We start from the raw sequence: 14,654 nt of genomic DNA, 5'->3' as shown, positions 1-14,654 counted from the left end.
TATGAATGCTGTTGATGAATTTTCCAGAACCAGAGTGACGCTTGGTTTTGCTGCTGAACAGTATGGTTTTGAGGTAATTCCTTCCTTTGCATCTGGTGTGACTATTACATCATTAGCTTGTGATGTTAGAAGTGTTAAACCAGGTTGTCTTTTTGTTCCTTCATCTCGAGTAGATAAGAGACAATTAGAGGCTGCTAGAGATGCTGGAGCGTATGCTGCAATGGTTCCTCCAGAGTTTAGATCTGAAGCAATGAGTGTAGGCATTCCTCTGCTGGTATCTTCTAATAATCCAATAACTCTCGGTAAGCTAGCTTGTGATGTTAATTGCGATCCGTCATCTTTTATAGCAACTTTTGCAGTTGCAGGAGATAGTGATGATGAGATTTACGCAAATGTTATACGTTTGGCTGATTTTCTTCATATGCTCGGCAATCCAGTTGGTATTATTAGTGCAGCTGGGTCTAGCTCTCTTCAAAGAGAGTTAGATTTAGAGTATCCTATGGGAATAATTGATATACAGCATAACTTGTCTGTGTGTGTAGAAGATGGCGCTGCAGCTGTTGTAATAGCATTAAATTCTGCAACTCTTAGTAAAGATGCATTGCAGTCTGTTAACGTTGATGTCCTTGGAGTTGAAAGCAATAATGCTTTAGCAATGGCTGGAAGCCTTGACTTATATGCAAGCGACTCTTCTTATTCTGATCCTTACTCTAATACTTCAAAATTTGATAGTCATGCAAATCATGCAAGTCATGCAGATGATAATGCAGATAATCATTCATATAATAAAAAGAAGTATGATTCTGATACTACATTAAATCAGAATTCAAAATCGCAGCAAAAAGTCGAATCACTTAATTCCGATAGTGAATCTCATAGTGAATCCGATAGCGTATCTGATATTTCTTCTTATAGAACTTCTGCTAATAAATCTGATAAACATTACGAAAATAGTTTTATCAAAAATCAAAATGATGATTCCGCTATAGATGAAGAAAGTATGAAGTCCGCGCGACCAGTAATAAGTTTTTATACTCTTCAACAACGTTATGGGTTTGTAAGTCATGAAAGATCTTATTGCGTTATGCGTTCCCGTGAATCAGATGAGTTAGCTGCTTTAGCAGATCAGATTGGTGGCAAGGATGTTCACAAACATCTTTCTCTTTCAATAGCGATGGTTCTTGCAGCTGGAGTTAGAAGAGGAACTATTAAAAGCGCGTTACGAGTGTCTCATGAATTAAAGTAGTGTTAATTAAAGTAGTGTTCAGAAACGTGTTGATGATTAATAGATTTGTTGCAAAGCAAATGAAACCAATGTTGGGAAAATAACGAGGTTATGATGCAAAATAAGACTTTGGGCAATAATACAACGACCAATAATATGCGTATGATGCCTATGAGTGTTAGAGAAGTAGCTGCTGCGGTTAATGGCAGACTTTTTATAGGTGGTTGTTTAGTAAAAGAAAACCATAGTATTACTTCTGAGAAATTTTGCATAACAGATAATGATGTTGTTATTTCAGATAATGATGTTGTTATTTATGCAACAAGTGATTCTCGTAAAGTTGTGGATTCTTCCATATTTGTAGCAATACCAGGCGATCGTGTTGATGGTCATGATTTTGTTCAAAAAGCTGCAGAACTTGGTGCAAAAATTGCAATAGTGGAGCATTTTGTAAAGTTAGATGAGTCTAATAATAGTAAAATTGCTCAAATAGTTGTTGAAAATTCGGTTGAAGCTCTTGGACTTTTAGCAAAACACAATCTTGAGCGTCGCCGCGCGTTAAATACACCATTTAGTATTATCGGCATAACTGGTTCAGTAGGAAAAACCACTACAAAAGATATGCTCAAGGCTCTTCTTTCAACGCTCGGTAACACTGTTGCACCAATTGGATCTTTTAATAATGAAATTGGTTTGCCGTTAACATCTTTGCAAGTAAATGAAAACACGAGATTCCTTATTGCAGAAATGGGAGCAAATCATGTTGGCGAAATCGCAAAACTAACCACAATAGCTCCTCCTGATTTAGCTGTTGTATTGAAGGTGGGTGTTGCGCATTTAGGTGAGTTTGGTTCTGTAGAAAGAATTGCTCAGGCAAAAAGTGAGATTGTTAGAGGTCTTGTTGCACACGGAATAGCAATTTTAAATGCTGATGATTTTCGAGTATCTGCAATGCGTTCTTTAGCTGATCAAGATAAATTGCGTTGGTTTGGTAAAAACACCAATACGGAAGGTGATTTTGACGCATCTAACAATGGCAATTACCAATTGTCTGCAAGTGATATTTCATTAGATGAAATGGGTTGTGCAGAATTTGTTCTTAATGAGAAGAATGAGGATAAGTTTAAAAACTCAGTTAGAGTCCATCTTGCTATACAGGGACAGCATAATGTTATGAATGCAATGGCTGCTTCTAATGTGGCAAGATATTTTGGAATGAATCTTGAGAGTATTGCTAAAGTTTTGCATGAAGTTTCGCATATTAGTCCGCATAGAATGCAGCTTTCTAAAATTTCTAACAATAATAATGTTTTTACGCTTATTGACGATTCATTCAATGCAAACCCTGATTCCATGAAGGCTGGAATTGATGGATTGTGTTCTTATGAAAATCATGACTTACATAATTTAAACGTTAATGCTGAAGAAGATCTAACAAGTAAAAAGAATAATATTTTTAGAATAGCAGTTCTTGGATCTATGTTAGAGCTTGGTTCTAATGAGAATAATATGCATGAATCAATAGGCGAATATGTTGCAAAGCATAATATTGATGCGCTAATAGCTGTTGGTTCTAAGTTTGATAAAAAATTAGATGAACTAGCTGGTTGCATTTATAAAGGTGCTAAAGATAATTGGCAGAATAAGAGCCTTGATGTTGAAAATGGCGTATATTTTGTTCATGATTGCACTGAGGCGGATAACGTTGTGTGGAACCTTGTGGCCGCGCATTCGAGTAGTGTTGTGTTATTGAAGGGGTCTCATGCTTCAGGCTTGAGCGTGTTAGCTGAACGCTGGTCTAAACTTAATGAGAGTCTTAATGAACATACGGAGGTTAACCTGTGATTGCGCTTATCGTGGGAATTGTGGTATCGCTGATTGTTACTATTGTCGGTACGCCGCTTTTAATCCGCTTAGTACACCGTTTAAATTACGGTCAGTACATTCGTCAGGACGGTCCACAATCTCATTTAGTTAAACGTGGAACTCCTACAATGGGAGGTGTTGTTATAAACCTTGCTGTTGTAGTTGGTTGGGCTGCTTCTGCTCTTTACAGATACTTCTCTGTTGGGCGTACTCCATCTTGGTCTGCGGTTCTTGTGCTTTTTGCAATGCTTTCTATGGGTTTCCTTGGGTTCATTGATGACTTTGCAAAAGTTCGTAAAAAACAGAATCTTGGTCTTTCGGTTCGTGCAAAGCTGATTGGTCAAATTATTTTTGCAAGCATTTACGCACTTTTGGCTCTAATGCTACCAACTCAGTCTGGTATTGCTAGTGCTCAGGCTGGTATGAGCTTTATTGAAAAACCATTCCTTGATTTTTCAATGTTTGGGCAAGTCGTAGGAATTGTGGTTTTTATTATTTGGGTTAACTTCTTGATGGCGGCTTGGTCTAATGCTGTAAATCTTACAGATGGTTTAGATGGTTTAGCTTCTGGCTCTTCAATGATTGCTTTTGCTGGTTACGCTATGATTGCGTTCTGGGAAAGTTACCACGTTAAAGGTGGCGGTCATTTTGGTTTCTCGTACGCAGTATCTGACCCTCTTGATTTGACTATTATTGCTGTTTGTGCAGCTGTTGCCTGCTTTGGATTCTTATGGTACAACGCAAATCCTGCTCAGGTATTTATGGGAGATACGGGATCATTGGCATTAGGTGGTCTTTTTGCTGCTCTTTCGATAGCTACTCATACCGAGTTTCTAGCTGTTATTTTGGGCGGATTATTTGTTATAGAAGCATGTAGTGATGTAATTCAGGTTGGATGTTTTAAGCTTACGCATAAGCGAGTGTTTAAAATGGCTCCTATACACCATCATTTTGAGCTTGTTGGCTGGGCAGAAGGTAAAGTCGTTGTTCGTTTTTGGATGATTGAGCTTATGTTTGTACTTTCTGCATTGATGATGTTTTATGCGGATTGGGCTGGTCATTCTGGGTTACTGATTTAACGATTAGTTCTGACTTAACGATTAGCATTGACTTAGTAATTGAGTATCTACTTGGTAATTGGTGAGGGTTAAATAAATATGAGCAGCGTTGCAGAAGATTGTTTGCTTAGGGAATTGTCGTTCCACAAGAAGTTCCCATTCAATAATGTTCTTGTGGCGGGTCTTGGTGTTTCTGGCATTGGTGCTGTAGAAGTGCTTAAATCTGTTGGTGCTACAGCGATTACTGCAGATGAGCGTAAGGAAGAGGCTCAGGTACACGATTTTTCCAAGATTGATTGGGATAATATAGATGCTGTTGTAACATCTCCTGTTTTTAATCCTCGTACACCTTTTATTCTAGAAGCGCAGAAGCGTAATATTCCAGTTATTAGTGAAGTGGAGCTTGCTTGGCTTGTTCGTGTAAACTCAGATAAAACCAATAATCCTGCACCTTGGGTTGGAATCACTGGTACGAATGGAAAAACTTCCACTACAGAGATGACTTCCGAAATGCTAACTGCTTGTGGTTTTGATGCTCCTGCAGTAGGAAATATTGGAAAATCGGTTTCTCACGCTGCTATGGAATCAGAACATGATGTTTTGTGTGTAGAATTAAGCTCTTTCCAGCTTCATTTTACTAATTCGATGAGATTAGATTGTGCAGCTATTACTAATATTGCTGCGGATCATTTAGATTGGCACGGTGGGATTGAAGCTTACGCAAAAGACAAGTCTAAAGTTTTTAATGGGGTTAAAAAGGCTCTTGTTTATAATGCTCAGGATCCTAGAGTAAGTGAACTTGCAAGTAACGCTCAAGTAGAAGATGGTTGTAAGAAAATTGGTTTTACACTTGAACCTCCAGAATCTGGAGAAATAGGTGTTGAAAATGGTTGGATTGTAGATAAGAGTGGTGTTGCTGGCGGAAAAGTTGGAGATCCAGTTAAATTAGTGGAGCTAAGGGATCTTAAGCATTTATGCGAACCAGACGGAAGCGTATATCCTCATCTTCTTGCAGATGCTTTGACTGCTTTAGCTCTTACATTAGGGTTGAATCCAGATGTTGAAAATGCTGTAAAAGCTTTGTGTAACTTTGCTCCAGGAGGTCACAGGATTCAAACTGTTGCAACTTTAAATGCTAACGATGATCTTCCTGAACACTCGATTCGTTTTGTAGATGATTCAAAGGCTACTAACGCTCACGCTGCAGCAGCATCTATTTCTAGTTTTGGTAAAAAATCTGTAATTTGGATCGTTGGGGGGCTTGCAAAAGGCGGTTGTTTTGAAGATCTAGTTAAAGATAATAGAAGTATTATAAAGGCTGCTGTTGTGATTGGTGTAGATCAAAAACCGATTATAGAGGCTCTTAATGCTAATGGAAAAGATATTCCAGTAACTATTGTTTCTCCAGATGGAACAGGTTGTGAGTCTTTTGATTATGCGGATGATTCTGTTCTTAAAAAAGTGGAAAACGATAAGACTATTAGCCCAGATTCTTCTCTAGGTCAAAAAGTTATTTCTAAAGCAGTTGATGCTGCTGGATGTTATGCAAAACAAGGAGATGTTGTGTTGCTGGCTCCAGCGTGTGCATCAATGGATCAGTTTGTGTCTTATGCGGATCGCGGATCTCGTTTTGCTAAAGAATCTGAGCGATGGGTTAATAGTCATGAACGTGAATAGCAAAAAATCTAATACTAACAATGCTAATAAAAAGCCTTTGCGATTGTTTTCTTCTAGTAAAAAACAGCGTTCTACTAAATCGTCAAGAGCGTATGAAACTTTTAATGAAAACAGTCATGCTTTTAAACAATACGTTGGTATTCGTAGCATATTTAATCCATTATGGTGTTTGTATGGTTTAAGAATATCTGTTGCAATGCTTTCTGTTTTCGGCTTATTTATGGTTTTTTCAAGTTCCTCAGTGACTATGATTACTTATGGAGCAGGTCCTTGGGGTTCTGGAATAAGTCAATTGATTTATTGCATTATTGGATTTATTGGTTATTTGATTGTTTCTCGTCTTCCAGTCGATTTCTATAAAAGTAAGATTGTTGTTATTTACGCAATATCTGTTTTTATGCAATTTTTGACTTTTGTGCCAGGAATTAGACATGAGGTTAATGGTAATGCTAGCTGGATTAAAATAGGTCCTTTTACAATGCAGCCCGCAGAAATAACCAAGTTAGCTATATGTATTTGGCTTCCTATGGCTCTTATACTGGCTAAAAAAGCTTATGAGCGTGTTCAAATGCGCGCATACATTCCGTCTGTAGTGGCTCTCGGAGTTTCATTGCTTCTTGTTGTTGCTGGTAAAGATCTTGGTACTGCGTTGATTATTCTTCTTATAGCCGTAGTCGCATTTTATATAGGAGGATTCCCTACAAAGTGGCTCGTTATCGCTCTTATATCTGCATCTGCAGCTGTTTTATTGTTGGTTGTTACTAGTCAAAATCGTATGAGGCGTATTCTTGCGACTATCCATGGTTGTGATGCTAAGTCTATAAAAGGCGTGTGCTTCCAAGCTATTCATGCGCAATATGCTATGGCTTCTGGTGGTCTTATGGGTGTTGGTATAGGTAATTCTCGAGAAAAATGGAATTATTTACCTTATGCTCATAATGATTTTATTTTTGCTATTATCGGCGAGGAAATGGGATTCTTTGTAGCGTCTTGTGTGATTCTTCTTTATATTGTTATTGGCTGGTGTTTGTTGACTTCCGCATTGCAATCTCATAGTAAGTTTGTTTCGATATCTCTTATAAGTATTGCTACATGGATTGTAGGTCAGGGTTTAATAAACATATTGGTTGTGGTTCAAGTTCTTCCTGTTATGGGTGTTCCTATGCCGTTTATTTCTGCTGGTGGTTCGTCTTTAGTTATGTGCTTGTTGAGTATTGGCGTTGCGGACTGTTTTATTAGAAGTAACCCTTATATTAAGCCTAGTGTTAATAGCAGTATTAAGTCAGTTTCTAGTGAGGATGACAATAAACGTTAAAGTCTAGTTATTGTCTAGTTATTGTCTAATTGTTTAGTCTTAGATTAAAGTTTTAGATTAGGTTAGAAATTATAATTAGCGGTTTTAGATTGATTTAAATTTATTTTAGATTCACTCTAGCTTGAATGTAGGTGGTTTATATGGAAGATGTGAACTCTGATTCCTCTGTCGATAATGTCGATGAAGATTCTTTGCATGTTGTTTTAGCAGGAGGCGGAACAGCAGGCCATGTTAATCCTCTTCTTTCTGTAGCTAGCGCGTTAAAAGATTTAGATGAATCTGTAAAAATTAGTGTTATTGGAACTAATGTTGGATTAGAAAAGACTCTTGTTCCACAAGCTGGTTTACCGCTTGATGTTATTGAGAAAGTTCCTTTTCCTAGAAAACCTAATTTATATATGTTTAAGTTTCCTTTTAAATGGGTTCGTGAAAAGAATAAGGTTCGTGAAATACTGAAAAAAAGACGCGCTGATGTTGTTGTTGGCTTTGGTGGTTATGCTTCTGCTCCTGTTTATTCGCAAGCTCACAGCATGAGATTGCCTATTGTTATTCATGAGCAGAATGCTCGTGCTGGAATGGCAAATAAACTTGGTGCGCGTTGGGCTAACATGATTGGTTGTGTTTATGATGGCACTGGTTTGTGCTCAAAATTAGGTTCGTGCACAAAAGCGTTACGAGTCGGTTTGCCTCTTAGAAAAGCGATATCTGATTTATGCGCACAAATTACACAAGATTCTGATTTAGCTAGGATAGAAGGTGCTAAAAAGCTTGGGTTAGACCCAAGTAGACCTATTGTACTTGTTACAGGTGGGTCTTTAGGTGCTAAAAGTTTGAACGATTCTGTTTCTATTGCTGCTGGCGATTTGCTTAAGTGCGCTCAAATAGTTCATCTTACGGGTTCTGGAAAGTCTAAAGAAGTTAAAGATAATGTTGCGCGAGTGGCTGGTCTTAATCAAATAAACGACGTTAAGCCAGAGCATGCAGGTTTAGGTGATTATCATATTTGTGAATATTTGGAGAGGATCGACTGGGCTTTTGCTTGTGCAGATTTGGTGATTTGTAGGTCTGGCGCTGGTACTGTTGCAGAAATATCTGCTATTGGTCTTCCTGCAATTTATGTTCCGTTGCCTATTGGTAATGGTGAGCAGCGTTTTAATGCGCAGCCTGTTGTGAATGCAGGAGGAGCGATTATGGTTAGCGATTCTGATTTTACTGTTGATTGGATTCGTGACAATGTGTTGGAATTGCTTGACAATACAAATCGTCTTGAACAAATGCGTGAAAAATCTTGGAAATATGGCATTCGTGATGCTGCGAGTGTAATGGCAAAATATATTCTTGATATTGCAAAAGAAAGCAGAAGATAATTATGGATATTAATATGAATCCTATGCGTTCAGCATTTGAAGCAGACCAGACCATATCTTCGTTGGGCTCTGTTCACTTTATTGGAATAGGCGGAGCTGGAATGAGCGTTTTGGCAGAAATGCTACACGAAGAAGGGGTAGAAGTAAGTGGATGTGATTGTCAAGAAAATGACCACACAAGACGCTTAGAAGAACTTGGAATAAATGTAAAAATAGGTCAAAGTGCAAGTCATGTAAAAAATTCCAATATTCTTGTGTATTCTAGCGCGATTAAGCCGAGTAATCCTGAAATTATTGCTGCTTATCAAAATGGTGTGAAACTTGTACACAGAAGTGACATCTTATCCCTGCTTTTAAGTGCTAAAAGGGGAGTAACTGTTGCTGGAGCGCATGGCAAAACTACAACAAGCTCACTTTTAGCACATATTTTGCGAGTTTGTGGTAAAGGTGATTTAGCAGACCCGAGTTATGCGATTGGTGGATCTATTCAAGCACAAGATGGTGGTGAAATAGACGGAGGCCATGCTGGCAGAGGGAATGTTATGGTTGCGGAGGCGGATGAATCCGACGGCAGCTTTGAAAAATATAATCCGTATATTGCAATTGTTACAAATGTTGAAGCGGATCATTTGGATCATTATGGGAATGCGCAAAATTATCGCTCGGCTTTTGTTGAACATTTAAGCCATGCTCTTGGCTATATTGTGATTTGTGCAGATGATGATGGTGCTCGTGCCGTTTTAGATGCTTTAAGCGATGATTCTCTTAAAAAAACAATTGTTTACGCAAGTAATAAAGATAATGTTTCTTTGCTGAATGATCGAGTGAAAAGTTTTGTAAAATTTGCCTTTATTGAGCATGAAAGTGAAAAAACGGGTAGCGGAAGTGAATCGTTTGTTATTGAATTTAATGGCGATTTTATAGACGTTAATCTTATAATTCCAGGATTGCATAATGCTAGGAACGCATGCGCTGCTATTATTGCTGCGATGCTTTTAGGCATGAGCCCTAAAGATGCGGCAGATGGTGCTTCTAGTTTCCGTGGTGCTTCTAGGCGATTCGATATTCGTGGGTGTGTTAATGGAGTAACGGTTGTAGACGATTACGCGCATCATCCTACGGAAATAGATGCTCTTTTGCGCGCTGCAAGAAGAAGATATCCGAATGCTAGTATTCGTGTTCTTTTCCAGCCTCATCTGTTTTCTAGAACTCGCTCTTTTGCGCACGAATTTGCATCTGCATTATCTCTTGCAGATGACGTGATCGTCACTGGAATTTTCCCAGCTAGAGAAAAACAGGAAGATTTCCCAGATATTCACGCGTCAACTATTGTTGATGTAGATAGGAAAGATGATATTACGTCTAATATCGAGGCAGTGGAAGATATGCGTGAAGGTGCTCTAAAATTGGCTAGTCGAGCAAAAAATGGCGATGTGCTGTTTACTGTTGGAGCAGGAAGTATCACAGCTATGACATCTGTTATGCTTGAAGCATTGAGTTCCAAAAGTTTGTGAGTTTATAAGAGTTTATAAAATTTTATAAGTAAGAGTTTATAAAACTTTAAAGTATAAAAGTCGTAAGCTGATTTAAGAGGTAATGTATGGGGCGTGTGATTTTTAGCAAGTCTGAAGGTCGTACTGTATCTAGTACGACTGGAAACGATGCGGAAAATCGTAACCTGATTTCTAAAAAATCATTGCGCAGAAAAGGTAGAACAGCAAAATCGAATTTAACTACATCTGATAGTTCTATTGAGTTTGTTACATCTTCCGTGCCTACAACTGCATCTAAATCTTCTGCGTCTTCTGTAACTGCAGAGTTTTCTGTATCGGGTGAATCTACAAAAAATAATGCTTCTAAAAACACTTTTGTAGATGCTAGGAGGCTTTCTGTAGTTGATTTTGTAAAACAGACTTTGCGTTCAACCGCTGGACCATTGGGTATTGTTTCTAGACCTAAAGTTATAGATTTCAGTGCTAGAGAAAAAGAAAAAAAATTCGCTAGTTTACGTACGATTCTGTTGAGATTTCTCTATAGTTTTCTGATAATTGCAGCTATAACATTGCTATGCTGGGTTCTGTTCTTTTCTCCTATCTTTAGGCTTAAGTCTGAGAATATTAGTATTTTTGGCTCGAACGAATGGGTTAGTGAGCAAAAAATTTCGTCTATTGCGTCTAATCAGGTAAATAAATCGCTGTTTTTAGTGTCATCTCAAGAAATAATTGAGCAACTTAACAACATACCTGGTGTTACAGAAGCTAAGGTTTCAAAAAAATTCCCTCAAGGATTGCAAATAACGGTTAGGGCGCAAAAACCTGCTGCTATGCTTAAAACTCACGGTAGTGAAAAATTAACAGCTGTTGACGTTAAAGGTAGAGTTCTTAATGCAGTTGAAAATGTTCCTACTGCAGGCATTCCAGTTATTGAAGTTACAGACGTTCACAAGAGTTTGAGCAGTAAGGCTGTACGTGAGGCGTTGAAAATTGTAAGTTCTTTGTCTGAAGATTTTCGTTCACATGTAATGCGAGTTAGTGCCAGAACTCAGGATTCTGTTGAAACTGAGATTTCTTCCACTGTTTCTAATGTAGAAATTCATCGTGTAATTGTTTGGGGTGATTCTTCAGATTTAGATCTTAAAAAGGCGATTGTAGACGTGATTATCAATGATCCTAGCAAAATTGGGAACAGGCAACGTCTTGATGTTTCTGCTCCCGCGAGACCTATTTTAAAGTAGTTCGTTTAAGCGAATCTTATTTAAGCGTATTTTAATTGTCAAGCAAGGATGTATAATAGTAATTCGTGTGTGCCAACGGTGCGCCTTATGTTATAGGTGTTCTCGTTGGGATATCCCAAGTGCCAAGGATAGCGCGCAGTAATGCGTGGCTGGAGGCACGAGGGCCATCGGGCCGGTGGACTGTGGCTTTTACTCTTTTAACCGATTCATGGTTTAAGGTGTGCTGCAGTGTGGCGGTTTTCACCAAATAGAAGATAACAATGAATCGGAGAACTTAAGTTGCCTACGATTGAACAACTCGTCCGTAAGGGACGTCAGGCCAAGCCTAAGAAGTCAAAGACTTTGGCCTTGAAAGGTAGCCCGTTGCGTCGTGGCGTGTGCACTCGTGTGTACACCACCACTCCTAAGAAGCCAAACTCTGCGCTTCGTAAGGTTGCTCGTGTGCGCCTCAGCTCGGGTATTGAAGTAACCGCCTATATTCCAGGCGAAGGTCATAACTTGCAGGAGCACTCCATTGTGCTCGTGCGCGGTGGCCGTGTGAAGGATCTCCCAGGTGTGCGTTACCACATCGTGCGTGGTGCTCTCGATACCCAGGGTGTTAAGGACCGCAAGCAGGGTCGTTCCCTGTATGGAGCAAAGAAGGCGAAGTAAAACATGTCACGTAAAGGACCTGCAAAAAAGCATCAGCTGCTTCCTGATCCAATCTACGGCTCGACCGTCGTGGCTCAGTTGATTAACAAAATTCTTCTCGATGGCAAGAAGTCCATCGCAGAAAACATCGTCTACACTGCTCTTGAGCAGGTGAAGGCAAAGACCGAGCAGGAGCCAGTTTCTGTTTTGAAGCGCGCTCTCGATAACATTCGTCCAAGCCTTGAGGTTCGTTCCCGCCGCGTCGGTGGTGCAACCTACCAGGTGCCAGTCGAAGTTAAGCCTGCTCGTGCAAACACTTTGTCCTTGCGCTGGCTTACTGACTTCTCCCGTCTTCGTCGTGAGAAGACTATGGCTGAGCGTTTGGCTAACGAAATTCTCGATGCCTCCAATGGCTTGGGTGCTTCTGTAAAGCGCCGCGAGGATACCCACAAGATGGCAGAAGCAAACAAGGCTTTTGCTCACTATCGCTGGTAATCCACAAGATAATCGGTATCTTAAAGAGCTAAGGATAATAATATGGCACAAGATGTGCTTAACGACCTGAATATGGTTCGTAACATCGGCATCATGGCGCACATCGATGCTGGTAAGACTACTACCACCGAGCGTATTCTTTACTACACTGGTAAGAATTACAAGATCGGTGAAACTCACGATGGCGCATCCACCATGGACTTCATGGCACAGGAGCAGGAACGCGGTATTACTATTCAGTCTGCTGCAACCACTTGCTTCTGGCAGCGTCAGACTCATGACACTGACGATCGCTACCAGATCAACATCATCGATACACCAGGACACGTCGACTTTACCGCAGAGGTTGAGCGTTCTTTGCGTGTTCTTGACGGTGCTGTTGCAGTGTTTGATGGTAAGGAAGGCGTGGAGCCTCAGTCTGAAACCGTTTGGCGTCAGGCTGATAAGTATAGTGTTCCACGTATTTGCTTCATCAACAAGATGGATAAGCTTGGCGCAGATTTCTACTATTCTGTTAAGACCATTAAGGAAAAGCTTGGCGCTAAGCCTCTCGTTATTCAGCTTCCAATCGGTGCTGAAAACGACTTCCTTGGTGTTGTTGACTTGATTCGTATGAAGGCTTACGTCTGGAATGACGTTAAGGACGATATGGGTGCCCACTACGACACCGTTGACATTCCTGCAGACTTGCAGGAGCGTGCAGAAGAATATCGTGCCGAGCTTATGGATCAGGTTGCAGAAGCTGACGAAGAGTTGCTTGAGAAGTACCTCGAATCCGGAGAGCTTTCTGAAGAAGAAATGCGCGCTGGTATCCGCAAGCTTACTATTGCTCGCGAAGCCTTCCCAGTAACTTGCGGTTCTGCATTCAAGGATAAGGGCGTTCAGCCAATGCTGGATGCTGTTGTTGACTTCCTTCCAAGCCCAGAAGATGTTCCATCTATTAAGGGCTTTGATCCAAGCGACGAATCTGTTGAAATTGATCGTAAGCCAGTAAACACCGATCCATTTGCAGCTTTGGTGTTCAAGATTTCAACCCATCCATTCTATGGAAAGCTTGTGTTCGTGCGCGTGTATTCTGGTGAAGTTAAGCCAGGCGATTCTGTGTACGATTCCACCAAGTCCAAGAAGGAACGTGTTGGTAAGATCTTCCAGATGCACGCAGATAAGGAAAATCCTGTAGATTCTGCAGAAGCTGGAAACATTTACACCTTTGTCGGTTTGAAGAATGTCAGCACTGGTGATACTTTGTGCGACGAAAAGAACCCAATTTCTTTGGAATCCATGACCTTCCCAGATCCTGTTATCGAGGTTGCTGTGGAGCCAAAGACGAAGGCAGATCAGGAAAAGATGAGCTTGGCTTTGGCTAAGCTTTCTGATGAGGATCCTACCTTCCAGGTTAAGACCGATGAAGAGTCTGGTCAGACTTTGATTTCTGGTATGGGTGAGCTTCAGCTCGACATTATTGTGGATCGTATGCGCCGCGAGTTCAAGGTCGAAGCGAATGTTGGTAAGCCACAGGTTGCTTATCGTGAAACCATTCGTAAGGCTGTTATGAACCAGGAATACACCCACAAGAAGCAGACTGGTGGTTCTGGTCAGTTCGCAAAGGTTTTGATGAACTTTGAGCCAATCGATCCAGAATCTGGCGAAGTCTATCAGTTCGTTAACGAGGTCACTGGCGGCCACATTACTAAGGAATTCATTCCTTCCATCGACGCAGGTGTGCAGGAAGCTATGGAATCTGGCGTTTTGGCAGGCTTCCCAGTGGTTGGCGTTAAAGCAACCGTTACCGACGGTCAGACTCACGACGTTGATTCTTCGGAAATGGCCTTCAAGATTGCAGGTTCCATGTGCTTCAAGGAAGCTGCTCCTAAGGCTCACCCAGTAATCCTCGAGCCAATTATGGCAGTGGAAGTTCGTACTCCAGAAGAGTACATGGGCGACGTTATGGGCGATTTGAACTCCCGTCGTGGAAACATTCAGTCTATGACCGACGCTACTGGCGTTAAGGTTATTGACGCTAAGGTTCCACTGAGCGAGATGTTCGGCTACATTGGTGATCTTCGTTCCAAGACTCAGGGACGTGCAATGTTCACCATGCAGATGGACTCTTACGCGGAAGTTCCAAAGGCTGTTTCGGACGAGATTATTAAAGCCCAGCGCGGCGAGTAAAAGCGCACGCTACTTCGGTGTTTTGTGTCCCTAGTCAACGCTAGAATTTCGTACGTTGACTGGGTTCTGGCACCGAAGTGGCACCTAACCCAGAAACCCAGTAAATATGTAGCGA

The 14,654-nt window shown here is 40.6% G+C and carries 11 protein-coding genes; all 11 read left to right on the top strand.

The genetic code is table 11. The features are described from left to right. Position 1: 1 nt before the first annotated feature. The gene (locus tag P0106_RS00805; RefSeq protein ID WP_004112287.1) at positions 2-1,246 is read left to right on the top strand and encodes a hypothetical protein; all 1,245 of its coding nucleotides are present in this window, start codon (positions 2-4) and stop codon (positions 1,244-1,246) included. Positions 1,247-1,339: 93 nt separating this feature from the next. Continuing rightward, a complete protein-coding gene (locus P0106_RS00800; RefSeq protein ID WP_004122305.1) occupies positions 1,340-3,070 on the top strand; it encodes a UDP-N-acetylmuramoyl-tripeptide--D-alanyl-D-alanine ligase in 1,731 nt (576 codons plus the stop codon). Beyond that, positions 3,067-4,170 carry a phospho-N-acetylmuramoyl-pentapeptide-transferase gene (gene mraY / locus P0106_RS00795; RefSeq protein ID WP_013399489.1) on the top strand — a complete coding sequence of 368 codons (1,104 nt, stop codon included), beginning with the start codon at positions 3,067-3,069 and terminating at the stop codon, positions 4,168-4,170. The genes P0106_RS00800 and mraY overlap by 4 nt, the downstream gene beginning before the upstream one ends. A 78-nt stretch (positions 4,171-4,248) precedes the next feature. Then, positions 4,249-5,826: a UDP-N-acetylmuramoyl-L-alanine--D-glutamate ligase gene (murD, locus tag P0106_RS00790; RefSeq protein WP_004124704.1), complete on the top strand. Its 1,578-nt coding sequence runs from the start codon at positions 4,249-4,251 to the stop codon at positions 5,824-5,826. Further along, positions 5,813-7,141: an FtsW/RodA/SpoVE family cell cycle protein gene (locus P0106_RS00785; RefSeq protein WP_101891852.1), complete on the top strand. Its 1,329-nt coding sequence runs from the start codon at positions 5,813-5,815 to the stop codon at positions 7,139-7,141. The genes murD and P0106_RS00785 overlap by 14 nt, the downstream gene beginning before the upstream one ends. Before the next feature lie 140 nt (positions 7,142-7,281). Beyond that, positions 7,282-8,508, top strand: a complete 1,227-nt coding sequence (locus P0106_RS00780) for a UDP-N-acetylglucosamine--N-acetylmuramyl-(pentapeptide) pyrophosphoryl-undecaprenol N-acetylglucosamine transferase (RefSeq protein WP_410312317.1) — start codon at positions 7,282-7,284, stop codon at positions 8,506-8,508. Positions 8,509-8,510: 2 nt separating this feature from the next. Further along, positions 8,511-10,022, top strand: a complete 1,512-nt coding sequence (gene murC / locus P0106_RS00775; RefSeq protein ID WP_473730318.1) for a UDP-N-acetylmuramate--L-alanine ligase — start codon at positions 8,511-8,513, stop codon at positions 10,020-10,022. Positions 10,023-10,108: 86 nt separating this feature from the next. Next, positions 10,109-11,242, top strand: coding sequence for a cell division protein FtsQ/DivIB (locus tag P0106_RS00770; protein WP_103013088.1), 1,134 nt, complete (start codon positions 10,109-10,111; stop codon positions 11,240-11,242). Between the two features lie 279 nt (positions 11,243-11,521). Continuing rightward, a complete protein-coding gene (gene rpsL, locus P0106_RS00765) occupies positions 11,522-11,893 on the top strand; it encodes a 30S ribosomal protein S12 (protein WP_003813881.1) in 372 nt (123 codons plus the stop codon). Between the two features lie 3 nt (positions 11,894-11,896). Continuing rightward, entirely contained in the window at positions 11,897-12,367 is a 471-nt protein-coding gene (rpsG, locus tag P0106_RS00760; RefSeq protein WP_004112309.1) for a 30S ribosomal protein S7, read from the top strand. A 42-nt stretch (positions 12,368-12,409) separates the two neighbouring features. Next, positions 12,410-14,539 carry an elongation factor G gene (gene fusA / locus P0106_RS00755; protein ID WP_004112311.1) on the top strand — a complete coding sequence of 710 codons (2,130 nt, stop codon included), beginning with the start codon at positions 12,410-12,412 and terminating at the stop codon, positions 14,537-14,539. Positions 14,540-14,654: the final 115 nt, after the last annotated feature.

The sequence above is a fragment of the Gardnerella sp. c11Ua_71 genome (genome assembly GCF_055818025.1).
Note: the sequence above shows the minus strand (reverse complement) of the source record. Positions and strands in the feature narration are given on the sequence as shown.

Excerpts from the sequence above, each read along its gene's own strand:
- fusA (WP_004112311.1), top strand. The coding sequence starts at position 12,410 with ATGGCACAAGATGTGCTTAACGACCTGAATATGGTTCGTAACATCGGC.
- rpsG (WP_004112309.1), top strand. The coding sequence starts at position 11,897 with ATGTCACGTAAAGGACCTGCAAAAAAGCATCAGCTGCTTCCTGATCCA.
- P0106_RS00770 (WP_103013088.1), top strand. The coding sequence starts at position 10,109 with ATGGGGCGTGTGATTTTTAGCAAGTCTGAAGGTCGTACTGTATCTAGT.
- P0106_RS00800 (WP_004122305.1), top strand. The coding sequence starts at position 1,340 with ATGCAAAATAAGACTTTGGGCAATAATACAACGACCAATAATATGCGT.
- murD (WP_004124704.1), top strand. The coding sequence starts at position 4,249 with ATGAGCAGCGTTGCAGAAGATTGTTTGCTTAGGGAATTGTCGTTCCAC.
- P0106_RS00780 (WP_410312317.1), top strand. The coding sequence starts at position 7,282 with ATGGAAGATGTGAACTCTGATTCCTCTGTCGATAATGTCGATGAAGAT.
- murC (WP_473730318.1), top strand. The coding sequence starts at position 8,511 with ATGGATATTAATATGAATCCTATGCGTTCAGCATTTGAAGCAGACCAG.
- P0106_RS00805 (WP_004112287.1), top strand. The coding sequence starts at position 2 with ATGAATGCTGTTGATGAATTTTCCAGAACCAGAGTGACGCTTGGTTTT.
- P0106_RS00785 (WP_101891852.1), top strand. The coding sequence starts at position 5,813 with ATGAACGTGAATAGCAAAAAATCTAATACTAACAATGCTAATAAAAAG.